19 protein-coding genes are annotated in these 24578 nt (G+C 45.9%); 11 read left to right on the top strand and 8 right to left on the bottom strand.

The genetic code is table 11. The features are described 5' to 3' along the window. Positions 1-250: 250 nt before the first annotated feature. Both xrtN and QQL36_RS21465 read right to left on the bottom strand, forming a co-directional pair. Positions 251-1669 carry an exosortase N gene (gene xrtN, locus QQL36_RS21470; protein ID WP_321566714.1) on the bottom strand — a complete coding sequence of 473 codons (1419 nt, stop codon included), beginning with the start codon at positions 1667-1669 and terminating at the stop codon, positions 251-253. Next, positions 1666-4116, bottom strand: coding sequence for an XrtN system VIT domain-containing protein (locus QQL36_RS21465; RefSeq protein ID WP_321570557.1), 2451 nt, complete (start codon positions 4114-4116; stop codon positions 1666-1668). The genes xrtN and QQL36_RS21465 overlap by 4 nt, the downstream gene beginning before the upstream one ends. A 304-nt stretch (positions 4117-4420) precedes the next feature. Here QQL36_RS21465 and QQL36_RS21460 point away from each other — a divergent pair, with 304 nt between their 5' ends. The 6 genes from QQL36_RS21460 (at position 4421) to QQL36_RS21435 (ending at position 10785) form a co-directional block, all read left to right on the top strand. Then, the gene (locus QQL36_RS21460) at positions 4421-4702 is read left to right on the top strand and encodes a DUF427 domain-containing protein (protein ID WP_083722883.1); all 282 of its coding nucleotides are present in this window, start codon (positions 4421-4423) and stop codon (positions 4700-4702) included. A 31-nt stretch (positions 4703-4733) separates the two neighbouring features. Beyond that, positions 4734-6113 carry a mercuric reductase gene (locus QQL36_RS21455; protein WP_321566713.1) on the top strand — a complete coding sequence of 460 codons (1380 nt, stop codon included), beginning with the start codon at positions 4734-4736 and terminating at the stop codon, positions 6111-6113. Between the two features lie 79 nt (positions 6114-6192). Then, positions 6193-7092, top strand: coding sequence for an ABC transporter ATP-binding protein (locus QQL36_RS21450; RefSeq protein ID WP_321566712.1), 900 nt, complete (start codon positions 6193-6195; stop codon positions 7090-7092). Further along, positions 7079-8626: an ABC transporter permease/substrate-binding protein gene (locus tag QQL36_RS21445; protein WP_321566711.1), complete on the top strand. Its 1548-nt coding sequence runs from the start codon at positions 7079-7081 to the stop codon at positions 8624-8626. The genes QQL36_RS21450 and QQL36_RS21445 overlap by 14 nt, the downstream gene beginning before the upstream one ends. After that, complete coding sequence (gene egtB, locus QQL36_RS21440; RefSeq protein WP_321566710.1) at positions 8617-9765, top strand: ergothioneine biosynthesis protein EgtB; 1149 nt, start codon at positions 8617-8619, stop codon at positions 9763-9765. The genes QQL36_RS21445 and egtB overlap by 10 nt, the downstream gene beginning before the upstream one ends. A gap of 27 nt (positions 9766-9792) precedes the next feature. Further along, a complete protein-coding gene (locus QQL36_RS21435) occupies positions 9793-10785 on the top strand; it encodes an L-histidine N(alpha)-methyltransferase (protein WP_321566709.1) in 993 nt (330 codons plus the stop codon). Positions 10786-10994: 209 nt separating this feature from the next. Here the strand turns inward: QQL36_RS21435 and QQL36_RS21430 are convergent, their stop codons facing one another. Then, positions 10995-12179 carry an aminotransferase class V-fold PLP-dependent enzyme gene (locus QQL36_RS21430; RefSeq protein ID WP_083722889.1) on the bottom strand — a complete coding sequence of 395 codons (1185 nt, stop codon included), beginning with the start codon at positions 12177-12179 and terminating at the stop codon, positions 10995-10997. 9 nt (positions 12180-12188) lie between these two features. Further along, positions 12189-12662 carry a DinB family protein gene (locus tag QQL36_RS21425; RefSeq protein WP_083722890.1) on the bottom strand — a complete coding sequence of 158 codons (474 nt, stop codon included), beginning with the start codon at positions 12660-12662 and terminating at the stop codon, positions 12189-12191. Positions 12663-12912: 250 nt separating this feature from the next. Between QQL36_RS21425 and QQL36_RS21420 the strand changes: the two genes are divergently transcribed. After that, positions 12913-13464: a TetR/AcrR family transcriptional regulator gene (locus QQL36_RS21420; RefSeq protein WP_321566708.1), complete on the top strand. Its 552-nt coding sequence runs from the start codon at positions 12913-12915 to the stop codon at positions 13462-13464. Then, the gene (fabF, locus tag QQL36_RS21415; RefSeq protein ID WP_083722892.1) at positions 13461-14693 is read left to right on the top strand and encodes a beta-ketoacyl-ACP synthase II; all 1233 of its coding nucleotides are present in this window, start codon (positions 13461-13463) and stop codon (positions 14691-14693) included. The genes QQL36_RS21420 and fabF overlap by 4 nt, the downstream gene beginning before the upstream one ends. Before the next feature lie 6 nt (positions 14694-14699). On the opposite strand, the gene QQL36_RS21410 is transcribed toward fabF, so the two are convergent. Continuing rightward, the gene (locus tag QQL36_RS21410) at positions 14700-14939 is read right to left on the bottom strand and encodes a DUF3820 family protein (protein ID WP_083722893.1); all 240 of its coding nucleotides are present in this window, start codon (positions 14937-14939) and stop codon (positions 14700-14702) included. A gap of 413 nt (positions 14940-15352) precedes the next feature. Here QQL36_RS21410 and QQL36_RS21405 point away from each other — a divergent pair, with 413 nt between their 5' ends. Together QQL36_RS21405 and QQL36_RS21400 are read left to right on the top strand one after the other, a co-directional pair. Continuing rightward, a complete protein-coding gene (locus QQL36_RS21405; protein WP_321566707.1) occupies positions 15353-16627 on the top strand; it encodes a sensor histidine kinase in 1275 nt (424 codons plus the stop codon). Between the two features lie 5 nt (positions 16628-16632). Then, positions 16633-17043, top strand: coding sequence for a response regulator (locus QQL36_RS21400; RefSeq protein WP_083722894.1), 411 nt, complete (start codon positions 16633-16635; stop codon positions 17041-17043). Positions 17044-17046: 3 nt separating this feature from the next. On the opposite strand, the gene QQL36_RS21395 is transcribed toward QQL36_RS21400, so the two are convergent. Further along, positions 17047-18273, bottom strand: a complete 1227-nt coding sequence (locus tag QQL36_RS21395) for a hypothetical protein (protein WP_321566706.1) — start codon at positions 18271-18273, stop codon at positions 17047-17049. Positions 18274-18368: 95 nt separating this feature from the next. Here QQL36_RS21395 and QQL36_RS21390 point away from each other — a divergent pair, with 95 nt between their 5' ends. Beyond that, entirely contained in the window at positions 18369-21818 is a 3450-nt protein-coding gene (locus QQL36_RS21390) for a gliding motility-associated C-terminal domain-containing protein (protein ID WP_321566705.1), read from the top strand. Positions 21819-22006: 188 nt separating this feature from the next. Here QQL36_RS21390 and QQL36_RS21385 read toward each other — a convergent pair whose 3' ends face one another. Beyond that, positions 22007-22648 carry a DUF3823 domain-containing protein gene (locus tag QQL36_RS21385; RefSeq protein WP_083722897.1) on the bottom strand — a complete coding sequence of 214 codons (642 nt, stop codon included), beginning with the start codon at positions 22646-22648 and terminating at the stop codon, positions 22007-22009. 5 nt (positions 22649-22653) lie between these two features. Continuing rightward, complete coding sequence (locus QQL36_RS21380) at positions 22654-24525, bottom strand: RagB/SusD family nutrient uptake outer membrane protein (protein ID WP_083722898.1); 1872 nt, start codon at positions 24523-24525, stop codon at positions 22654-22656. Between the last annotated feature and the right edge of the window lie 53 nt (positions 24526-24578).

Below are 24578 nucleotides of genomic sequence, written 5' to 3'. Positions count from 1 at the left end.
CTTCGGCAAAAGTCTTTTTTCGCTTTGCGGTGATTTGGTTTTGGCAGAAGGCCAAAACCAAATCACCGCTCTCTACCATAATAAGCCTCTTTGTTACTGTACCTGCTTCAACATCGCATCCAGCATTTCTTCTGTAAACTTCCCTCCTCCCATCGTTACCAACTTGCTTACCGGCATTTCATTCAATATCGCCACCATCATCGCCTGCATTTTCTTTTTCGCTTCCTCCTATGCAGGCGTGAGCGGCTCCTTACTTTCTCCCCCACCAAACATGGTTCCCATTCCCTCCATTAATTTCGCATACACCGCCTTCCCTTTCGGATGATCCGCAAAATCTTTCAACAGCGAATTTCTTGTCAACAGCGGATATAAAACATGCGTAGCCTTCACCTCCAACTCCTGACGCAGGGGCAAATGTCTTTATTACCTTTCTTAAGGTCGCCTCGTCGGATGCGGTGACATTAATTAATGAATAAGGTCTTGCCCCTGTAAACACATCCCATCGCCAGGTCAGCTGGCTGTTCGTACGATGCTTTCCATTATCGTACCACCAGGCGGTATATAGTTTTGTATTCCCCTCCACCAACAAGGCAGTATAAACAGACCTGCCATCCCATACCTGCTCCTGTACCTTTTCAAATGTATACCCACTCCCCTTCCAACAGATCATAGGATGATGCTCTGAATAATAATAGGAAGGAATAAATTTCACATACACCAACGCATCCTTACTCATTAACTGCGTAACATCATCAGGTAAATTCTTCACGATATACCCTGCGGTCTTCACAGGCAATGCATGCGCTACCACAGGCCGCGGACGCAGGTTTACATAACAGCCATAGATCATGCACGCCAGCAATATACCATTCCGTAACAATAAAGGACCAGTAGGTACAATCCGGTATATTTTCTTCTCTACCACAACCGGAGTACCAAACCGCATGATCATATACCTGCTGAAAAAAACAAAAGGCACTATAACATAACCTACTAATGACATCACTCCTACCGCCTCATGCGACGGGGTATCCGGCATTATTTTAAACTGTACGAGACAAATGATCCGTATTAAATTGCCTATTACATTCAATCCAAACGCTACACTCAATACCCCAAGGGTCATGCCCACCGATAGATATTTTCTATACTTTTTCTGGAATCCTCCTATAATGATCATTCCACACAACATAGCAGTCACCGTCATCTGCAAACCCATACAAGCGGGATCTACGGAGAAATCCTGTCCACCACAGCTAATGATATTCCCCTCTACTTTTGCCCCCATCACCACACTCCCCGCCAGCGCGGTCAGTTGCAAACGAATGGGAAATGTAAACAGGTCCGCCCAGAACCGGAATACCGGCGACATACAGATCATTACCAGCATAGGCAGCAGATTAATCCTTCCCACATACATCTCCAAACAAAATACAACTGCTGTGATCAATGCCAGATAATAAAATGTATGCACCGGCACCAGTAGAAACAATGCGAACAAGCCAATAGAGATATAAAAATATCGCTGGCTTCCCTTTTTTGTTTGATCGAATTCGGTCGTGAAGGGCAGCGCTGCCAGTCCCAGCAGGAAACCGGCAGACTGCCAATCCACAAAGTGCTGCAGCCCTACAAGGAACAGGACAAGGTACACAGGTATAAGGATCCTCATATTGCTACAGCGCGTTTCTTTTTAAACCAAACGATACATACTAACCCTATTATGATCAAAGCCCACTCATGCGGTTCAGGCACCGCCCCTTTGCCTTTTAGGGAAGCGTTCTTCAGACTGTTGGCGTCATCATGTATATCGAAACGGTCATAATCTGCTTGTGTTTCCAGTACGATCAGACTGGAGGCCGGGGTCACGATATAAGATTCTTTTGCAGTGGCAATGATCTCACTGTCCGACATTTTTTGCGGCCCCATTTTCTGCATGATGTGGTTGTAAGCAAATAAGCGCATCAGGTGATCAGGCGCATTGCTTACCCCCGTCTGATCATCCATATTGATCGTCACACCTGCGGGTGCTATCACTACACGGTTATCATTCTCTATATCTCTGGGAAACTGGTGCTGCGGCAGCCATTGCGCCAGCTCTTTTACATCTCCATCCGCATACCGGAAGAAACGGTATTCTTTCAGTGTACGCAGGTAAGGAGACAGCTCGCCACCAAGATTAAACAATTGCATTTTCCCAGGTATTTTTAATGACGTCTTTATTTGTTCACTGAATACACTTCCTGCCAGATCACCCAAATTGGGAGACATCACATTTCCCTTCGTAATGACCAATGCGGATGCACGATCAGGTACATTGTATACAGGAAATAAACTGTACCGGTCTTTGACCAGTCGCCCAAAGTTCTCACCAGTGGCTGTATGCCATTGATTATCGATATACACCTTTACGGGATAGTGCAGATTTAATATTTCTTTAAATTCTTCTTCCGTCCATGACTGGTTAATATCGAGGTAAATAGTTTTGATATCAGCACCACTCAATTCTTGTTTGTAAGGCGCTACAAAGAATGACTTCCCATTGGCACTAAAACGGTTACTCCGTATGCCGGGATCGATCACAGATAATTGCCAGTCTGCTTCATAAGGGCCTACGCTGGAAAAAGTATTCTTCGTACGACTGAACATTCCGGGCAATTCCACGCCTACCGGTGTCTCCTGGAAGTTGATGTTTACATCTTCACGGGCACTGCCTGCATCCGGCCCCTGGAACCAGATATTCTGGTACACCAGTCGCTTGCCCTGTTGTAACAACGGCGTCGTGATACCGATTTTAACCTGTCTGCCGGATTGCCCTTCCACAGGAAACACACGTACCGTCACCGTATTCCCTTCCTGCCAGTGTACCACGCTGGGATCACGGTATTCATGACCCACAATTTTTTCATACGCCTCCGCCGCTTTTTCTTTGGTAGTTAGAATACCTTTTTCTTCCTTGCCATTTATCCAGAGGGAAAGGGAAGTCACGACACCTCCTTCGGGCAAGTGAAAAGTGTAAATAGCCTCCTGGTTATTCCAGCTATTTCTACTCATCTCCGCGTTGAAAACATTGATCGTTTTCTCTGTATACGCCATGTGCAGCGAAGGCCAGATATTCGCATTGGTACGTACCTGAATAGTAGAGAGTTTATCGCCGCTCCACAGCCGTTCCTGTGTTTCCTGACGGCTGTCGTACATAGCGGTCAGTACCTGGGCCGCCTCTGTTTCCGGTATATAGGCAGTGCCCGTCAGGGAGGCGATCACCAGCAGCGGATCCTGCAATTGCTCGGCATCATAAAAGCTTCTTCTCCTGGGCATATCAAAGAAACTCCAGTCACCAAAAGCATCGTTCCCTGTCTGGTATACGATCCCTGCCTTCAACACCCTCTCTGTCATCGCATTACCAGGTGTCTTGCGCGCTACATTTTCCCATGCTGGCAGGTCTTCATTGTCTGTCCTGAGATAAGCATCATCAATGGCAGAAACAGCGTTTTTCCACAGCATAGTATATACAATGATCAGTGCCACCACGCTCCCGATACCAGCCAGGTAGGCATACCGGTATGTACGCCTGAACCAGACACAGGCAGATACCAGGTTATAAGTATAGATCAAAAACAACAGCGGGATGAACACATGCCCCCCAATACCAAATACAATCATACCAATAGCGCCAATGATACAGGTGGGCAACATACAGAACATAAGGTATAAAAAACAACAGGTAGAAACACCCAGTATGAATGCCATAATGGTTCTCACCACAGGAGGAAATCCCTCTTTAAAACCATAGGCAATATTGTTGATGCAACACACTCCCAATGTAATCGCCCACCAGTCAGTAGAAACTGCGAAAATTTCCATGCATTTGTTCAACGCAAAACAACTGATGAGGCACAAGGTCAGGTACACTGCAAATGCATTGCGGCTCCTTCTCCCCTTTTTAAATCCACCCTTCCCCCATAAAAACACGAAATACAACAAAACGGACACATAAATTAACAGAAATAGGGGAAATGTGTCCTCCGACTGGCTTTGAACCATCCCAGGAAAAAAGTAGAATCCAAGGGTAACAGGAATAAGGAGTAAACCCACCCAAAGGCGCTCATCCCGGAACATGAATTGAAAATATTGCTTATTTGTCATATCATAAAGTACTTTGTATTTCAAAGCTTATAAGGCTAAAAAAATCGGCCATGGCCAATCTGGTGAAACACCTTTCACTTTGAAATACAAAGTAAAGGAAATAGTTTCAATCAGACAAGTCCTTTTTAAAAAAAATTCCCTACCTTCTGTCTCCACTTTTTATAAATGAAGACTGACATTAATCAAGGAAGAATCATTATCGCGCAAAGAAAGGAAGCACTCATTTCAATGGTATAAAATTTGTCCACGTATTTATAACGCCTTAAACGACAACACGATGAAAGCAATCTGGCAAAAGGAAGTAATAGCAGAAAGCGAAAAAACTGTGATAGTCGAACATAATCACTACTTTCCTCCCGAAGCCGTAAAACAGGAAATGCTAAGTCCCAGCAAGACCCACACAATCTGTCCATGGAAAGGAGAAGCATCCTACTATGATGTAACCGTGGATGGAAAAGTAAACAAAGACGCAGCCTGGTATTACCCAGCTCCCAAAGATGCTGCAAACAACATAAAAGGTTACATCGCCTTCTGGAAAGGTGTAGAAGTGTTACGGTAACCCATTGATCCTACTTACTAAAAACCCGGGAATGCAAAAATTTGATGCGATCGTCATTGGTTCTGGTCAGGGGGGAGTTCCCCTGGCAAAAAAACTGGCAAAGGCAGGCTGGAAAACAGCCATTATAGAAAAACGATGGATAGGCGGTACCTGCATTAATGATGGATGCACTCCCACAAAAGCAATGATTGCCTGTGCCGAAGCAGCACATACTGTGGCCAACAGCAGGCAATGGGGGATCACTGTGTCCGGTTTTCAACTCGATTTTGAAAAAATCATCACCCGCAAGAATGAGATTGTCACCTCCTTCAGAGGCGGGGCTACCAAAGGGCTGGAAAATACGGATGGGGTCACTATCTACTATGGCACTGCCAGCTTTAACGGCCCCAAAACAGTGGATGTAAAACTCAGAACAGGCAGCTCCGAAACCATTACAGCCGATCATATCTTTATCAATACCGGTACCTCCCCAAAGATCCCGGATATTCCCGGCCTAAATCAGGTACCCTATCTTACTAATACGACTTTACTGGATCTGCAAACCCTTCCCTCCCACCTCATCGTACTGGGTGGCAGTTACATTGGTTTGGAATTCGGACAAATGTTCCGCCGGTTTGGTTGTCAGGTCACGATCATCGAACGCTCTACTTTGCTGAAAAGAGAAGATGAAGATGTGTCTGCCGCCATGAAAAAGATCATGGAAGGGGCTGGCATCAAAGTACATACAGGTGCAACTATCAAACAAATTGAAGGCGCCGGCGATGCCGTGAGGATCGTACTGAATGCCAATGGTGAAAGTACCACCGTCACCGGCTCTCATATTCTCGTTGCATCCGGCCGTACACCGCAGACAAAGGAATTACACCTAGATACGACCGGCATCACTACCGACGAAAAAGGCTTTATTCCTGTGAATGAAAAACTGGAAACTTCTGTACCTGGCATCTATGCCCTTGGAGATGTAAAAGGTGGCCCGGCATTTACACATATTTCCTACAATGATCATCTCATTCTGCTCAAAAATCTAGTCGAAAAAAAGAACGAAACCACTATTGGCAGACCTGTCCCCTATTGCGTATTTACCGATCCGCAATTAGGCAGAATTGGGCTAACAGAAAAGGAAGCACGCGAACAGGGTCTCGATATCCAGGTAGCCTGTCTGGATATGTCTAAAGTAGCCCGCGCTATTGAAACAGGACACACAGATGGTTTTATGAAAGCAGTGGTCGAAAAGTCAACAGGCAGGATATTAGGCGCCGCAATCTTAGGCCATAACGGCGGTGAAATCATGAGCGTACTACAAATCGCCATGATGGCAGGCATGACCGCTACACAGATCCGGGAAATGATCTTTGCGCATCCACTGTACACAGAATCATTGAACAATCTTTTCATGAGCATCACAAAGTAATTGTACTTATTACGGAACAATTTGTACAAATCAAAGATTCCCCTGTTCCTAAAAACAATATGAGTAATTTCATCCCCATATGATCAAACTGGAAAATGTGAGCAAGTCATTCCTCAACGGTAAGCCAGCCGTTTCTGCTGTATCATTCGAAGTGAATGCAGGAGAAACACTTATTCTGCTGGGCACCAGTGGAAGTGGGAAAACTACCACACTCAGAATGATCAACCGCCTGTTATTGCCAGACAGCGGGAATATTTTTGTAAACGGTCAATCCGTATTATCCCAACGACTGGAATCCCTGAGAAGAGGCATCGGTTACGTACTCCAATATCACGGTCTCTTCCCCCATTACACCGTAGGTGAAAACATCGGCGTGGTACCCCGTCTGCTCAGGTGGGATGCAGGTCGTATCGCATCGAGAGTAGCGGCATTGATGGAAAAACTCCATCTCCCTGTTTCCGATTTTCTCCATGCATATCCGCAACAACTTAGTGGCGGACAGCAACAACGTGTAGGTCTGGCCCGCGCACTCGCCGCAGACCCACCCGTATTGCTCATGGACGAACCTTTTGGAGCACTTGATCCCGTGACCCGCGCCAGCGTAAGAAAAGAATTTCGCGCACTCGACGAAATACAATCTAAAACCATCATCATGGTCACCCATGATGTGCAGGAAGCCTTTGAACTGGGCACGCAAATCTGCCTCATGGACAAAGGCAAAGTACAGCAAACCGGCACACCCGCCGAACTCTTATTTTCACCCGCTAATGACTTTGTCAAAGCCTTTTTTGATGAACACCGCTTTATACTGGAACTGAAAGCACTCACTATCGCCGACATCCGGCCATGGTTAGCGCCAATCAATGGCAATGATACCCTGACCATATGGGACGCCATCGCCGCCGGCATGCCCCGCAATACACTGCTGGATGCCGTAGACCAGTACAGGCAATCTAAACATATGCATGGAACCAGCTAACAGCTTTATTGACTTTCTACAGCAGGAATCCGGCAAAATACTGGAACAAACCCTGCAACATATCGGCCTTACCTTTATCTCTTTGTTGATCGCCGTTGTGATTGGTGTGCCCCTGGGTATCCTCATCACCCGAAGGCCTAAAATGGCAGGTGCCGTATTGGGCATTGCAGGAGTATTACAAACCATCCCCAGTATAGCCCTTTTAGGCTTCATGATTCCCCTGTTAGGGATTGGCCCTTTACCTGCCATCGTCGCGTTATTTTTGTATGCGCTATTGCCCATTGTACGCAATACTTATACAGGGATCATACAGGTGGATCCCTCCGTTATCGAAGCGGCGACCGGTATCGGTATGAGCGCCCGTCAATTATTATTTAAAGTACAACTACCACTCGCCATGCCTGTGATACTGGCGGGTGTAAGAACCGCTACCGTGATCAATGTGGGTGTCGCCACCCTCGCTGCCTACATTGCTGCCGGTGGCTTAGGGGAATTCATTTTCGGTGGTATCGCGCTCAACAACACGAACATGATCCTGGCTGGTGCCATTCCTGCTGCCTTGCTCGCTATCTTATTCGACTGGGGCCTCTCCCGCATCAAATTCCGCAAGGTGTTCCTGCTGCCGCTGCTGATATTGGTGCTATCTTCTTTTTACCTGCTCCCTGACTTTTATGGTTCTAAATTGCTCGCAGGCTTTACCCCGGAATTCATGGGGCGGAATGATGGAGATGTAGGTTTAAAAAAGATCTATGGATTAAAAATTCGCACGGTGGTAATCAGCGATATGATCATGTACAAAGCCGCTTACGACAAAAAGGTAGACGTAATCAGCGGCAGCAGTACCGATGGCCGTGTAAAAGCGTATGACCTCCAGGTATTACAGGATGACAAACACATATTTCCGCCGTATTACGCCGCACCAATTGTGAGACAGGACGTGCTTGACAAATACCCCGAACTGGCCCCGGCCCTCGATAAACTGTCTGGTACAATTAATGATAGTATCATGACGGCCTTGAATTACCGGGTAGATATTTTAAAACAGTCCCCGGCTGTTGTTGCTAAGGAGTTTCTCGATGCCCACCACTTGCTGCGATCACCCGGAACGGGTACAAAAGGTACGATCCGCATTGGCGCCAAGATCTTTGGTGACGGCTACATCCTCGCAAATATGTACAAATTACTGGTTGAAGGTTTTACTGATCTGCATGTAGAAACAATGACCGGTCTGGGAGGTACAAAGATCTGCTTTGAAGCACTCACCAATGCACAGATTGACCTGTACCCGGAATATACCGGTACCGGTCTGCTCGTCATCTTACAGGCACCTCCGTCTACCCTCGATTCATTGGATGGACAGGCTGATAAAGTTTACGACTACGTGGCAGCGGCCTTTCAACAACGCTATCATATCAAATGGCTGGCACCTGTTGGATTCAATAATACGTATGCATTAATGATGCGCAGACAACAGGCCAGTGCTTTAAAAATTAAGACTATCAGCGACCTGACAAAATACTTACAATGGAATTAAAGCAAGCTTTCGACACCGTGCGCCAAAGATCTGTGAGCATATGCGCGCCTTTACAAACAGAGGATTATGTGGTACAACCAGTGGTAGATGTAAGTCCGCCCAAGTGGCATTTAGGCCATACTACCTGGTTCTTTGAAACATTTGTATTACAGCCAAATTTAAACGGCTACCAGGTATTTAATGCTGATTACAACTTTGTATTTAATAGCTACTATGAATCCGTAGGTGCGAGAGTTATTCGTACAGATCGGGGAAATCTTAGCAGACCAGGTGTGGCGGATGTATACCGTTATAGGGAATACGTAGATAAAGAAATGGGTAAATTACTCGCACAGGATATATCCAAAGAATTACACGCACTGATCACTTTAGGTTTAAATCATGAAGAACAGCACCAGGAATTACTTGTCACTGATATAAAATATATCTTAGGGCACAATCCTTTGTTCCCCGCTTACCAGGAGGACTACAATTTCAAAGAACAGCCGGTGGCCAGCAGTCATTTCATTGCTTTCCCGGCAGGTATCTACGAAATCGGTTATACCGGCGAAGGTTTCTGCTTTGACAACGAACTGAACAGACACAAGGTGTACCTGGAAGAATTTAGTATCAGCAGTGCGCTTGTCACGAACGCTGAATACCTGGAATTCATGAAGGCTGGCGGTTACACGGACTTCCGTCACTGGCACGCCGAGGGATGGGACTGGGTAAAAACCAATAAGATCAACGCCCCGCTTTACTGGCATGAAGTAGATGGTGACTGGATGAATTACACTTTAAAAGGATTCAGGGCCATTGACCCCAGCATGCCACTGGCGCATATCAGTTATTACGAAGCCGCTGCTTTCGCGGCATGGAAAGGATTGCGCCTTCCTACAGAAAATGAATGGGAAGCCGCCGCACCGCAACTGGCGTGGGGAGAAAGATGGGAATGGACAGAAAGTGCGTATCTTCCTTACCCCGGTTTTGTAAAAGCACCCGGCGCTATCGGCGAATATAACGGAAAGTTCATGGTGAGCCAGATGGTACTGAGAGGCGGCTCTGTAGCCACTCCACCGGGACATAGCCGGATCACTTACCGAAATTTTTTCCATCCGCCACTGAGATGGCAATATACTGGCATCAGATTAGCTAAATAATTCTCATTCAACAATTAAGTTTACATTATGGCTACCACCTCTGTAATGAATGCTTTCACTGTATTGACCCCGAAGCTGGAACAATTGCCCGTTTTTCATCGTGATGTACTGCAGGGATTGAATGCAAAAGATAAATATCTCGACGCTAAGTATTTTTATGATGACAACGGAGACCGCATCTTTCAGCGTATCATGGCTTGTCCGGCATACTACCCGACGAATTGTGAGATGGAAATTATGCAGGAACAATCCGCGCAGATCAGTGCGCTGATTGCATCGCTCACAGATACTTTCGATGTTGTAGAACTGGGTGCAGGCGATGCGACCAAGTCCGTACACCTCTTACAGGAATTACTACATATAGATCACTCTTTCACTTACTACCCCATTGACATAAGTGCAAATGTGATCAGTCAACTGGAGCAAAACCTACCTGAGCGCTTACCGGGGTTGCAGGTACATGGGCTGCACGGTGAATATTTCGAGATGCTGCGTATGGTACAGACGCTATCGGCAAGACCTAAAGTCGTACTATGTATGGGTGGCAATATCGGCAACTTCACCCCTGCAGAAACCCGTAAGTTCTGCCGCCAGCTGCGCAATTATTTACAACCCCGCGATATGTTGCTCACAGGTTTCGATCTGAAGAAGCATCCGCAGATTATTCTGAATGCGTACAATGATTCAGAAGGTATTACGCGCGAGTTCAACCTGAACCTCCTCACCAGGATTAACAGGGAAATGGAGGCGGATTTTGACCTGTCAAAATTCGACCACTATCCTACTTACGATCCGGGTACAGGCGCCTGCAAGAGTTATCTTGTGAGTTTGGAGGATCAGGAAGTGCATATCTTAAATAAGACGATTGAGTTTAAAAAGCACGAAACGATCTATATGGAGATCTCACAGAAGTATAGTCTGGATGAATCAGAGAAACTGGCTATACAGGCTGGCTTTGAGCCCATCGCGCACTTTACGGACAGGAAAGGTTGGTTTGTAGATAGTTTATGGCAGGCGTAAAATAAATTCAAAAAGAAAAGGGGGCGTCTCAGAAATTCGAGACGCCCCCTTTTCTTTGAAAATGTTTTCATTCCACGTTGGAGAATTCCATCTTTCATGAATGTTTTATTCGGGTACCTACCAGATGGAGAGAATTTTCGTACATGCCATTCTCATGGCCCTCCAGTTATTTATGATACATCCCCGTTTCTTTTTGGTGGATGCCTCCCTTATGGATTTGCAAATAATGATTCCAGCGCATCCAGCAAAATATCAATTTCATCTTCCGTATTGTAATAATGCGGGGATATGCGCAGCGCCCAGTTCACGCCCTTTGATTTAAAATCGATCAACGCACTGGATGTCACACTAATGGCTGTATTTATATTTCGCTCACGCAGTGAAGTCAACAGCCATTGCGGATCACTGACAGGTGCAGACAGGGTGATGATACTGGCCAGTTCCTTTCCTTTATCTAACAACGTTACACCCGGCAGGGATTCCAGCCGTGGACGCAATAACCCGCACAGGTATTTATTCCGGTCCGCAATATTTTGTAACCCGATTTCATTGGCATAATGTACAGCGGCATAACCACCTGCTATCAATGCATAAGATTGCTCCCAGTCCTGAAAGCGTTTTGCATCCGATGCCGGAATGAAGGTATCATCATCCGTCCAGGTAGCTGCATACATATCTAAAAACAACGGATACCAGGGTTTATGCAATATCCTGTCAGACACATATAAAAATCCCGCACCCCTTGGTCCACGCAGGTATTTACGCAGCGTAGCACAAAGAAAATCACACCCCATCTCTTCTACATCCAATGGTAATTGTCCGGCTGACTGACACGCATCTACGAGATAAGGTATGTCCAGTTCACGGCATACTTTTCCTATTTCCGCCACAGGCTGGATTAAACCGGTATTTGAAGGAACGTGTGTGAGTGACACGAGCCTGGGATTTCTATCACGAATTAATGATGCCATGTGATCCACATCCACACCACCTTCCGGCATACTATGTGCACGTACCAGCTCTATTCCAAACCGCTCTTCCAGCGAGAGGAACTGCAACTGGTTACTCGCATAATCTTCATTGGCAATCACCACCACATCTCTCTTTTTAAATGGAATGCACGAAAGCGCCCGCGCAAAACTGTTTGTCGCGCTGCTGGTAAATGCAATATTCTTCGCAGAAGCATTCAGCAATCTTCCTGCGGCCAGATAAAAACGGTTGAGGGCAGTTGCATTAGCTGCCGCCGTTTCATAACCTCCACAATTAGCTTCTTCAGCAAGATAATCCTGCATGGCCTGCAATACCGGGTAAGGTGGTAAAGCAGCGCCGGAATTATTAAAGTGTACTTTGGTCTGGCAGCCGGGTGTATCTGCCCTTAGGTTAGCGATGTCCATGGTATTTATTTATTTCCACGCCCCCAGCATTCTTCTCACAGCCACAATTTCGCCGGTATGGTAACTGTTATGATCAGCAATCAGCAGTGCTTCGCGGAAGAGGTGTTGCCCATCTCCATGCGTAAAGGGCTCGAAAAGATCTGCATCAGGTCGTTTGAGCAATTTAATAAATTCTGCACAATCCTTTTTGATCTGGGTGATGCTGTGCTTCCAGGCTTCGTCGTCTTTGGGCGCCGGCTCCCTGGGCCAGTAACCTTCTGGCCAGGGTGGGGACTGGTGACCTGGATTTTTTGAGAACTCTAATATATCCCATTGGGCAATGCGAATGTGTTCTACCAGTTGCCAGATGCTGTAAGGCATATTTTCCGGTACGACTCCTCTTATTTTTTCAGGTACCCCGTTGACGGCATCTTCGAATGAGATATGGGCATGACTGCCTGTGAGGAGCTCTTCTAATGATTTAATGACTTCTTTTTGTACCATGATTTGCTTTTTGGAATAGGCGTCAAACAGGGTGCCAAGCCGGCAAAGCTTCGGTGTAGCTTCGCTACAACTTCGCTACCAAAAGGTCACTATAAGGGCACCTCATTATCCCTTGGATATTGAAGTGCCCTTATAGTGACGTTATAGTGTCCTTATAGTGACGTTATTATATCGAAGCTACACTATAGCTTTACTATGACTTTGCTATTGCCATTTGTTTACTTACTAATAAGTAAGTACCTTTGCTCCCATGCAGGACACCAAAGAAAAAATAGTCGACCTGGCTGACCAGCTGATCAAAACAAAAGGCTTTAACGCCTTCAGTTACAAAGACATATCCGATCCGCTGGCCATTAAGAATGCCGCAGTTCACTACTATTTCCCCACCAAGGCCGACCTTGGCATGGCCGTCATTGACCAGGAAATCACCTGGATGAATACCGGAATTGCCAATTGGGAAGCCCTGCCGGAAGATAAGCAGCTACGCCACCTCATTGCCTCTTTCGAAAACAAATGCAATTCCCACATGGTCTGTATCATGGGATCCCTATCCCCAGATTACAATACGCTGCCTGAAAATATGCAGGCGCGCCTGCGACAATTCAGTGCTTCTGTCATAACCTGGGTTACAGAATGTCTCGAAAACGGACAAAAAAAGGGTATCTTTCACTTCAAAGGCACCGCCGGGGACCGGGCATTATTAATCGTTTCCAACCTGCTCGCTTCTCTCCTCCTCAGCCGTGTTATGGGAGAAACCGCATTTGAAAAAATCAGCAAACAATTATTAGACGATATTTTATGAAAAGAGTAGTAATCACCGGCTTAGGCGCGATCACGCCTATCGGGAATCACGTGAAAGCCTTCTGGGACAATTTGCTGGCGGGCAAAAGCGGCGCTGCGATGATCACAAAATTCGACGCCAGTAAGTTTCGAACGCAATTCGCCTGCGAGATCAAGGACTATGATCCTTTACAATATTTAGATAAGAATGATATCAGGAAAACGGATCCGTTTACCCAATACGCACTCATTGCCGCCCAACAGGCGGTAGACGATTCAGGCATTGACTTTGCCACCATGAACCCCTTCGATACAGGGGTGATCTGGGGTTCTGGTCAGGGTGGTATGCAGACCTTCGAAGAACAGGTAAAAGAATATGTGGAGAATAATTTCCAGCCGCGTTTCAATCCTTTCTTTGTGCCAAAATTAATTGCGAACATGGCATCGGGTATGATCTCAATCCGCTTCGGGTTAATGGGGATCAACTATACCACCGTATCTGCCTGTTCTACCAGCAATACGGCCATCATGGATGCACTCAATTACATTCGCTGGGGCAAGGCCAAAGTGATCATCACCGGTGGTTCTGAAGCGCCGATTACGGAGGCTTCCGTAGGTGGATTCTGTGCCATGAAAGCTATGTCGCAGCGCAACGGTGATCCTGCCCATGCAAGCAGACCATTTGATACAGGCAGAGATGGATTCGTGATGGGTGAAGGCGCCGGTGCACTGGTACTGGAAGAATACGAACATGCGGTAGCGAGAGGTGCACACATCTATGCAGAAGTAGCCGGTGCTGCCATGACTGCTGATGCCTACCATATGACCGCTACACACCCGCAGGGACTGGGTGCCTACGAAGCAATGAAAAGAGCGCTGGAAGATGGTGGTTTAAACCCCTCTCAGGTAGATTATCTGAACGCACACGCGACCAGTACACCCGTAGGGGACCTAAGTGAAATTGCGGCCATTACCAGGCTGCTTGAACCATCTGTCGCCATCAGTGCCACCAAGTCTATGACCGGTCACCTTTTGGGTGCTGCGGGTGCTATCGAAGCAATTGCTTCTATATTAAGTATCAAAAATGGAGTGATCCCACCTACCATCAATACGACTGAACTTGACCCTGCTATTCCGGCAGGACTCAATATCATATTAGGTAGTGCAGTAAAGAAAAAGGTAAACGTCGCAATGAGTAATACCTTTGGTTTTGGAGGTCACAATGGCATTGTGGTCTTTAAAGCTATATAAAAATAATCAGCCTTTGAGAGTACCGCCTCTCAAAGGCTTTAACAGATCCATCAACCCATTCAGCCTGATCTCGTACATCGTACTTAGCAACATCCCCAGCTTTCCCTTCGGCCATCCTTCCCGATTAAACCACTCCAGGTAAGACACCGGCAAATCGCACAGCAATACATCCTTATACTTTCCAAAAGGCATTCTCATCGTTACCAACTGTTTAAAAATCTCCGGATCCGGTCCTGCTATTTCCATAAGCTTACTTTTTGCAAATATATTTTTTTGAATTTAAATCCATTTTTTTGACACTTCCGTATATACTTTCATTATTAAAAAATATCTATATCTGTCTAAGCAGATATATTGGAATAAAGGGACTTTTACAAGCGCTGCCGATATGGCGACAATACATTAAGTGACAAATTAACGAATTCATTACCAATTTAATATCTGGAAATAGTCGTGTGAATCTTACTTGCAGTGTCTATACCTATTTGCAACAGCTTTGTACAAAAAGGCACATTTTCATTTTGCATTTTTGTGAACTTTTTGATTTAAACATCCCCCCAGAAGAGTGGTTATGAGAATAGCCGGTTGCAGATATTTATGTCTGTAACCGGTTTTACCTTTTTCAGGCCATTATGACGCTTAAAAAAAAAACCGGGGCAATGGAGCAAGAGATCAGGCAGAGCAAAGCCGAATTGTACGAATTACTACTGCGATATATTCATTCTAAACAAGCCGAAAAGGATCTCCTTGAAGGAGATGATCTGAGTATGGACCTGTTGAGGAATAGTATTACCACACTAGGCGAGCGGCTCAGAGAAGTAGAAAATAAACTCGCTGCCACCGAAAAACTATTAAAGTTATCACAGGAATCATATTCCAGCCTGGTGGGAGAAATCCAGGACTATGGGATCATCACCCTCGATCCTGATGGAAATATCCTGACCTGGAACAAGGGTGCGGAACGTATCAAAGGGTACACCGCACAGGAAATCACAGGCAAAAATTTCAGGATGTTTTACACACCAGCTGCCAGAGCTGAGTGTATACCTGAAATGCTCTTATCCACCGCTATCCAGGATGGTCGCGTTCAAAACGAAGACTACCGGGTGCATAAAGACGGTACCCTGTTCTGGAGTAGTGTGACCATCACTGCCCTTCGCAATAATGAAGGTGCGTTAACCGGGTTTATCAAAATTACCCGCGACCTCACCGCGCGGAAACAGATGGAAGACCAGACCCAGTTATACCTTCGTAAACTGGAAGTGGAAAACCGGGAGCTGGAACAATTTACCTACATCGCCTCCCATGATATGCAGGAACCATTACGCTCCATCAGCACATTGGTAGAACTGGTGGCCACGGAATATACCGGCAAACTGGATGAAACTGCGGACAACTACCTTCGCTTTATCCGCCAGTCAAGTAATCGCATGAGTGACCTGATCAAAGCCCTGCTGGACTACTCACGTATCGGCAATGTGAAGCAGAAGGAGGCTGTAGATTGTAACCAGATCATCCTGACGGTAGTAGACGATTTGCGCACAGCCATACACGAGAGCAAGGCACAGGTGATTATGGAAAACTTACCTATCGTTCATGCCTACCCAATAGAACTGAAATTATTATTTCAAAATCTGTTGAGTAATGCAATTAAGTTCAGACAGCAGGATGTGCCTCCTGTGATCCGCATTACCTGTGTAAAAAGAGAACATGAATACGAATTCATGTTTTCAGACAATGGGATCGGCATCGCACCTCGTTATCAGGAAAAGGTATTTGAGATCTTTCAACGCCTGCACAATAAACTCCAATACGAAGGCACAGGCATTGGACTGGCTCACTGTAAAAAGATCGTTTCCCTCCACGGAGGCGAGATCTGGCTTACCTCCACACCAGGCGTAGGGAGTCAATTTTATTTTACAATTTCAGCATAAACCACATGAACAGAAAATTACATTCCATCCTATTAGTTGAAGACGATGAAGCCACCAATTTCATCAGCCAAATGGTGATTAAAAAAATGGATTGTGCGAACCATGTGCATGTGGCATGGAATGGTGCGGAAGCACTGGATTACCTGAAAGCCTGCAAAGAAACTACACAGGGTCAGCCTGACCTCATTTTGCTGGACATTAATATGCCTGCCCTGAATGGCTGGGAATTTCTCGATGAATACAACAAACTGGGCGATAAGGAAAAAGGACAGGTAGTCGTAGTGATGCTCACTACGTCTATGAACCCCGATGATCATAAACGGGCTATAAGTCATCCTGATGTATCCGGGTTTAGAAACAAACCATTGACGACCGGGTTAATGGAAGACATTCTCGACGCATACTTTAACGCTTAAAAATTACAACCACCCTTTTTCCTGCCAGGATGATATTACATCCGGTACCACTCCGCATTCCCTCAAAATTCTCTCAAACTCCTCCATATCTGATTCCCAGTCAATCGCATACGCTGCAAAGTCATCACTCACCGGCAGGCGGTTGTACAACTTATTTGTCGTGAGCAACCACGCTACTTTGCGCAGCATGCCGGCGGCTATTTCCCACTTCTCTTCGCGCTCTATGATCTGCATGAACTGCTTGAAAGGCCGTTCAAATTTCTCCGTACGAATAGGCATATACGGGTGATCCATCTCTGTCGATAAAAAGATCAGATCAAAGATGTCTTCGTCCTGGTGACGGCGGGAGATTTCAGTAGTAAAAGCCTGTGAGCGTGGAGAAAGAGAGGGAATATATTCAGCTATTTCGTGGTAGTTGATTTCCAGCAGGGATAGCGGTGTTTCGATCCGGGATGCAGTAAGCGTATCTACGATGGCTTCAGCGAGCTTTTCGGCCACTTCTTCTTCCAGTGCATGTACGTTCAGGGTATCATCCGGTCTGACCCAGGTGAGCCGCTCAGTACCCGTTTCGCAAACGGCCCTGATTGCGTCCAGCTGACCATCGGGTGTGTACGTATAATCCTGACGATATTGGTACTCACCGTGTCCGGGGGCCATACCGAGGCCGTCGGCAGTGAGGATACGGTCATTCTCCCAGTTGTATTCTTCTATGCTGATAAAGAGGGAATAATGATCTTCCAACATATCAGTGATCATGTCATCTGCACTCATTCCGCTGTAGTTATTGGCACTGCCCCGGGTATTGACGAGGAGGGATTGCCAACCTACCTTTCTGCCATCTTTGTAAAGCATTCGTTTTATACAGGAAGGTATTTGTGTATGTTCTGTAATGCAATATTCAACATACTCGACAACATTGTCACTATAAGAATAATATCCTTCCCAGTTTATATTATTCACCACATGGCGAAATGCAGTATAAACGGGCTTTCCATCTTCTCCAAATCCATAAAAATGATAATCATTGATCTCTCTGGCACGGGCTTCGGGGAATATTTTCCCTTCAGGCAGCATAAATGCCTGGGTTCCATAGTCTTTCAGATCATATCTGAATCCAGGCACATACTTCTCGGTCAGGATCTTCGCTTTATATTCGGGTAGAAGGGATAGCTCATTAAATGCATGTTTCCACCTGGTTAGTAACTCTTGCTTCAGTATTTCAAGGTCCATCAGCCGGCATTTTGAATAAAAATAATATATTATAATTGACATAGCAAGGAGAATTTCTGTTTATCTTTATCGATCATAACCACGACTAAGAACCTATGCCTACGAAAAACCTGCGAAGGTGCCTGCTATCCTGTATCTGCCTGTTGTACGCCATATCTCTAAGAGCACAATATCCAGTTCCTCAGGTAGTTGGACAACCTTCTCTCACAGCCAGATGGTTATCTATCAATCCCCGTTCATGTGGTACGGATATGATGATGAATACATGGCGCCAAAGCACCGCTTTCAGACAAAAAGAAAAGAAGACCAATCATGCTATCCTAATGAATACTAACAGGTTAGCTGCGGCGGATTATACATTGCCCGTCGTTTTTCATATCATCAATGAAGATCCCGCTTCCATTACGGACCAGGATGTAACAGATGCCCTCGCGGCACTGAACGATGCCTATGGCAAAACCGGGGCATTTGCAGGAGCAAGAACGGATACCCGTATACAATTTTGCCTTGCCAAAACTGACCCTGATGGCGGCGCTACCACCGGGATATTACGTACAAAGTCTTATCTCTCTGATTTTGACGCGGATATGGAAGGAGATGCGCTTACCGCCCTTGGTAAATGGGATGGTAGCCGCTATATCAATATCTGGGTCGTATCCGGCATCAAATCCGAGTTTCTGCAGACATTTGAATGCGGCGCCTGGACCCGCATGCACATGGCCGGCTATGCCAGTGCTGGTGGCGATGTAGTGGTATCTGGATTGGGAGTAGACCTCGTGGCGCACGAAATGGGGCACTACCTCAGCCTCATTCACACTTTTGCTAACCAGGATTGTAAAAATGATGATTGTACCACAGATGGAGATATGGTGTGCGATACGCCACCAGATAAATCTATCAATGGTGGATTCCCCTGTAGCAATCCCGAGAATTCATGTAGTACCGACACGTTATCCGGGTTTACAACTGATGTACCGGACCTGCCGGATAACTTTATGGACTATGGTGGCGGTACGGGTTGTGTCATGTCTTTTACAGAAGGACAGGCACAGCGTATGCGTGATTTTATCGGGAGCAGTCTGCCGGGGATGATTGGCAGTACGTTGTGTAACCCACCTTGCGCTACTGCTGCTGTAACGGGTTTTACGAAGGATGCGGATTACCCTTTGATGGGGAGTACCGTGAATTTTACAAATACTTCTACAGGCGCAACTACCTATCAGTGGCTGGTAGATAATGTGGTGGTGAGTACGGGTGCCAGCTTCAGTCTACCTGTAACAGAGAAGAAAAGCTATGTGGTCGTATTGCGTGCATACGATGCCTCCGGTTGTTTTAGCAGCATGCAGGATATACTACAGGTCAGTTGTGGGGTGACTGCCCGCTTTTATCCTGATAAAAGAAAGATCGCTTCCAAAGCAGGTGTAGAACTGGATAGTGTGTTGTTTACAAATCGTTCTATCAATGCCAGCAGCTATTCATGGAGAATAAAACTGGGCGCCGGTGAAACGGAAGTTGCGACCACTGAGGATCTGACTTATGTGTTTCAGACACCGGGCACTTACCAGGTAAGACTCATTGCGACTGATGGCAGTTGCTATGATACGACCAACTACGTAACGATTGTAGTCGATGATCCTACCGCTGATGGACATGTGTACCTGAACAGTGTGGCATGTTATAATCAGACGCAGTTACAGATCTCTTTATACTTCTACAACTTCGGTTATCAGACAATTCCAAAGGGTACGCTTATTACTTTGTATAACGGCACGCATGATTCCATTGGTGTTTATTTATTGCCTTACGATCTGAAAGGTAAATGCGCATCTTACCTGGAAACATTTATCCTGAATGCATATGCGGATACCCTGATTGCTAAATTTGGTACGAACACCGCCATGATGACTAATTACCGGTTCAGGATCCAGCTCACGCCCGCCGATATTGCCATGACACCCGCGGAGACCATTGACCTGACACCAGCAGTAGTATCTGGTGGGGCGATCAATACTGTAACATGGACACCCACTACATATGTAAGTTGTGATAATTGTACGACCACTACTTTCACAGCACCATATCGTAAGGATACGTTGTATCAGCAAAGAGTGAAAGTGACGAATGAGAACAATTGTTATGATACCACATTTACCACCATACACATTGCCCCTGTAGATGACTATACTGCCAATGTACTGAGCACAGAATGCGCCCGGAATGATAGTATGTATATCACATTTGAAGTGTGTAATAACTACACTGCGGGAAATGTACCACAGGATCTAAACCTGAGCTTTTATGATGGAAATGGTTTGGTGATTGGGAATAACTATACCATTGCTGCGTATAGTGCAGATGCCTGTGAAACCTATCATGTAACTTTAAAAGGCGTTTCTCCTTTCAGTATAAAAGTGAATACAGGTACATGGGCAGAAACAGATACGACCAATAATACGACCACTGGTACATATACATTGCCGGCTGGTAGTATGCTGCCTGCGGATACGACGGTGATGCGGGGAGCTTCGTATACGTTGAATACTGCTGTGAGTAACTTTACAGCTGCGACTTATGCATGGCGTACGGAAGGTGCAAATAGCCTGTTGGGCGCTACAACGGCTACACCTACCATCACCGTCAGGGACAGTGCCGGTATATATGCTATTATGACAAACGCTTACGGTTGTAATTTATCTGTATCAGGTATTGTGCGATTAATACCTCCTGATCTGACCATGACCATTTCTGATGTGAAATGTTATGACAATACCCATACCATCGTCACCTTTGAGATCTGCACCGGCAATGGCTATGACAGTATTCCGAAAGACCTGACCGTATCCTTCTATGATGGCGATTCCTTATTAAAACCATTGTTTTATAAAGACGCTGCTACAGCAGGTAGCTGTCATACTTACACGCAGGTAGTAAGTACGCCATTCAGCGGAGAGTTAACTGCGGTGGTGAATGCGAATGCTTTATTAAAAGAGACAGACTATACCAATAACAGCGATGCGGCATATACTTCTCCATTTACAGTGGGTTTTGAACCACATGTACTGGAAGTAGGCCGATTCCAGGATATACAACTATCCCCGATGCTCACAGGCGGCGAATTGCCAGCTACGCTAGCCTGGACACCGACAGAAGGATTATCCTGTACGAATTGCCTCTACCCTACTGTACATGCTGTATCGTCAGTGATCTATACGCTGGCTATTAAGAATGAATATTTCTGCACGGATACGGCTTCTATGTATGTACATACGTCCGTGAAGGATCTGTTCTCCATGCCAAATGCCTTTAGTCCCAACGGGGATGGTGTGAATGATGTATTTTATATCATTGGTTCTAAAGATATTATTGCTATTGACGACTTCCTGATCTTTGACAGGTGGGGGAATAAAGTGTTTGAAAGACATCAGGGTGTGCCGAATGATAAGTCTTTTGGATGGGATGGTGCGAATGCGAAACCGGGTGCTTATGTATACTACATCAAAGCTGGCAATGCTCAGATAAAAGGAACGGTGCTATTGGTAAAATAAGATCGTTATTTATTCAAAAAAGGGCGTGTATCAAAAGAAAGATACACGCTCTTTTTATTCAGATAGCTAATGGAGCCAGGTTTCTATTTATGCGATTCTCAGAGGTTTTAATTATTTATTTATGCCCTCTTTTTCTTTGAAAATGGTTTTCATCCCCGGTTGGTGAATTCCCTCTTTCATGAATGCTTTTATTCTACTTTTTTCACTTCAGAATACACCTGTTCTGCCACACCAGCCGTCTTCACCCCTACCCTTGCATAATACGCCGCATCCGCAGGCAAGGTCACTTGTATCGTGACCGGCCCTGATATATCAGGCGTTACAGCCGTGCTTTTGATGTTGTTCACCTGGTCTACAATATTGGTATTTCCAATATAAAGATTCACTGATTCCAGTGGCAGATTATTGTTGATCTGTTGTATGGATACAGTCGCTGTGAGCAACGTACCACTTTTTGTAAATGTCGCATTGCTGATAATGAAATAAGGATTCACAGAAATATCTACACTCGCAGATCCATTCACCTTTACATCAAGCGAATCCGCATCATCCAGCCAGGGGCCATTCCCCTGCCGCAATACTAATTTATAATCACCATCAAATAATATAGCAGAAAAAGCCCCATCCTGTCCTACATATACAGGGATCTTCGAAAACAATTCATATCCATGCTGCCACAGCTCTACCTGTACGCCATTGGAACGTACCCCAATTGCATTTTTATCATACACAACACGGCCGGTGAGTGTAGACTTTGGCTTTTCGAAGTTATCTTTTTTACATCCTGCTGCGAATATCAGCACCAGGGATGTGAGCAATAAGTATCTCATAACGTTTAGTGGAATGGATTTTTAATAATCTTAGGATTATTGTTCAGTACAGACTGGTCAATGGCAGTGTAGTAATTACCCAGCTGGAAGAAGCGGGGTGCGCGGAAACGGGGCGCTACCATTTTTACAAACACATACTTGCCATCGTGTGCATTTCCGGGACGGATCACCCTATAAGGATACAACGCATAGATCATAGCATCGGCACTGGATGTGCTGCCATTCCATACCTTGTCTGCAATACGCCATCGCTTCAGGTCCCATAACCGGTGGTCTTCGAAAGCCAGTTCTACTCTCCGCTCATTGCGGATGCGTTCATTCGTTAACACTGTCACGCTGTTCGCAGGGAAACCGGCGCGTTCGCGCAGGGTATTGATATAATTCAACGCTATGCCGGTCTGACCTAATTCAAAGGCGGCTTCTGTTGCATTGAGATAGACTTCCCCGAGTCTGAACCATACCCACCATACATCACTCTGTACACCACGGGTACTGGTTTTATCATTCGGATCAATGAACTTTTTCAGGTAGAAACCCGTGTTGGAGACTTCCTGTATAGAGCGGTGAGGGCCGGAGGTGCCAGTCAGCAATTTACCATCTGTGTAAGTGGTGCCAAGGTCGCTACCTTCTACGATATCGTAGGCGTTGCGGGTATCGTTCCATGCCATTACACCTGCCTGAATAGATAGTTGTAAGCCTTTGAAAGTGGTGCCGGGATAGATGATGGTACCATATAGGCGGGCGTCTTTGTTGGCAAAGATATCCTGCACATTGTCATAGTAAATAAAATCACTGTTGTCCGCAGTGCGGATTTTTAATGCCCCGCTGGTACCATCTAAGTATTCGTAGCTTTCCACAAGGTTTAATGAGGGTGTTATGGAGGACGAACCGAGGTTGTCTTCACGGATACCACGGGCGATATTGTCATAAGAGAACACGTGCTTGCGGGTAGGCAGGAGATAATCTTTTACAAAGATCACTTCTTTGTTGGATGCCTTCTTTGTCACTGCTTCGAAGAAGTTCTCCCCTGCATCAGGATTGTTCCTGTACAAAGTATAAGCGCCACTGTTTATAATCTCCTGTGAAGCGGCGAGTGACTGCTGGTAATAGTTGTTCGCCATAGCAGCCGGAATGCCTACTTCGCCATTAGGGGTGCTGATGGGTGCAGCCATGAGACCATTGTACTTAGCGATGGAACCAGCGTACAGCATCGCCCTGCTTTTCAATGCCAGCGCTGTATATTTGTTAGCGCGGGAAGCGCTGCCATCATTGCCAAGGTCATTTTTAATTGCATCTACTTCGCTGGCAATGAAGTCGTATACTTCTGATTCCTTTGCGCGAGGCTGCTGCAGGTTAGATACATTGCCGCTGTAGTCGTAGATGAGTTGGGTGGTGATGAGTGGCACTCCTCCCATTCTTTTTACTAATTCAAAGTAATTGAAAGCACGGAGAAAACGGAGTTCAGCGCTATATTGTTTTTTCTGGTCGTCTGTGAGGTTTACACCGTAAGTGGCAATGTTCTCCAATGCGAGATTGAGGTCGCGGATAAAGGTGTAGTTCCAGAGATACCAGCTGTTGTAGTTATAAGAGGTGATGTTGTTACGGCCATCTTCGTTGGACTGGCCACTCCACATGGCATCGTCAAAGTTGGCCATATCACGCCACTGGAACAGGCGGCCATCGGAGCCGTCATTGACATCTACAAGCCCTGATTCGGCAGGCAGCCGATCGTAAAAATTCGCGAGGAGGGCTACGATCTGTTTAGGATCGTTCCATACCTGCTGGTCGGAAAGGATGGTGCGGGGTTCCCGGTCCAGCCAGTCTTTCATACAGCTGGTGGAGAGCAGAAAGAGGAGGAGTATAAAGAGTTTTTTCATACAACGATTTTTAAAGGTTGCTTCGCAACCGCAGGTGGAATTAATTTTACCTT

Source organism: Chitinophaga sp. LS1 (genome assembly GCF_034274695.1).
Classification (GTDB): Bacteria; Bacteroidota; Bacteroidia; order Chitinophagales; family Chitinophagaceae; genus Chitinophaga.
This window is presented reverse-complemented; position numbering and strand designations above follow the sequence as displayed.

Excerpts from the sequence above, each read along its gene's own strand:
- QQL36_RS21400 (WP_083722894.1), top strand. The coding sequence starts at position 16,633 with ATGAACAGAAAATTACATTCCATCCTATTAGTTGAAGACGATGAAGCC.
- egtB (WP_321566710.1), top strand. The coding sequence starts at position 8,617 with ATGGAATTAAAGCAAGCTTTCGACACCGTGCGCCAAAGATCTGTGAGC.
- QQL36_RS21425 (WP_083722890.1), bottom strand. The coding sequence starts at position 12,662 with ATGGTACAAAAAGAAGTCATTAAATCATTAGAAGAGCTCCTCACAGGC.
- QQL36_RS21395 (WP_321566706.1), bottom strand. The coding sequence starts at position 18,273 with ATGGACCTTGAAATACTGAAGCAAGAGTTACTAACCAGGTGGAAACAT.
- QQL36_RS21380 (WP_083722898.1), bottom strand. The coding sequence starts at position 24,525 with ATGAAAAAACTCTTTATACTCCTCCTCTTTCTGCTCTCCACCAGCTGT.
- QQL36_RS21455 (WP_321566713.1), top strand. The coding sequence starts at position 4,734 with ATGCAAAAATTTGATGCGATCGTCATTGGTTCTGGTCAGGGGGGAGTT.
- QQL36_RS21465 (WP_321570557.1), bottom strand. The coding sequence starts at position 4,116 with ATGTTCCGGGATGAGCGCCTTTGGGTGGGTTTACTCCTTATTCCTGTT.
- xrtN (WP_321566714.1), bottom strand. The coding sequence starts at position 1,669 with ATGAGGATCCTTATACCTGTGTACCTTGTCCTGTTCCTTGTAGGGCTG.
- QQL36_RS21430 (WP_083722889.1), bottom strand. The coding sequence starts at position 12,179 with ATGGACATCGCTAACCTAAGGGCAGATACACCCGGCTGCCAGACCAAA.
- fabF (WP_083722892.1), top strand. The coding sequence starts at position 13,461 with ATGAAAAGAGTAGTAATCACCGGCTTAGGCGCGATCACGCCTATCGGG.
- QQL36_RS21420 (WP_321566708.1), top strand. The coding sequence starts at position 12,913 with ATGCAGGACACCAAAGAAAAAATAGTCGACCTGGCTGACCAGCTGATC.
- QQL36_RS21435 (WP_321566709.1), top strand. The coding sequence starts at position 9,793 with ATGGCTACCACCTCTGTAATGAATGCTTTCACTGTATTGACCCCGAAG.
- QQL36_RS21405 (WP_321566707.1), top strand. The coding sequence starts at position 15,353 with ATGGAGCAAGAGATCAGGCAGAGCAAAGCCGAATTGTACGAATTACTA.
- QQL36_RS21450 (WP_321566712.1), top strand. The coding sequence starts at position 6,193 with ATGATCAAACTGGAAAATGTGAGCAAGTCATTCCTCAACGGTAAGCCA.
- QQL36_RS21410 (WP_083722893.1), bottom strand. The coding sequence starts at position 14,939 with ATGGAAATAGCAGGACCGGATCCGGAGATTTTTAAACAGTTGGTAACG.
- QQL36_RS21385 (WP_083722897.1), bottom strand. The coding sequence starts at position 22,648 with ATGAGATACTTATTGCTCACATCCCTGGTGCTGATATTCGCAGCAGGA.
- QQL36_RS21460 (WP_083722883.1), top strand. The coding sequence starts at position 4,421 with ATGAAAGCAATCTGGCAAAAGGAAGTAATAGCAGAAAGCGAAAAAACT.
- QQL36_RS21390 (WP_321566705.1), top strand. The coding sequence starts at position 18,369 with ATGCCTACGAAAAACCTGCGAAGGTGCCTGCTATCCTGTATCTGCCTG.
- QQL36_RS21445 (WP_321566711.1), top strand. The coding sequence starts at position 7,079 with ATGGAACCAGCTAACAGCTTTATTGACTTTCTACAGCAGGAATCCGGC.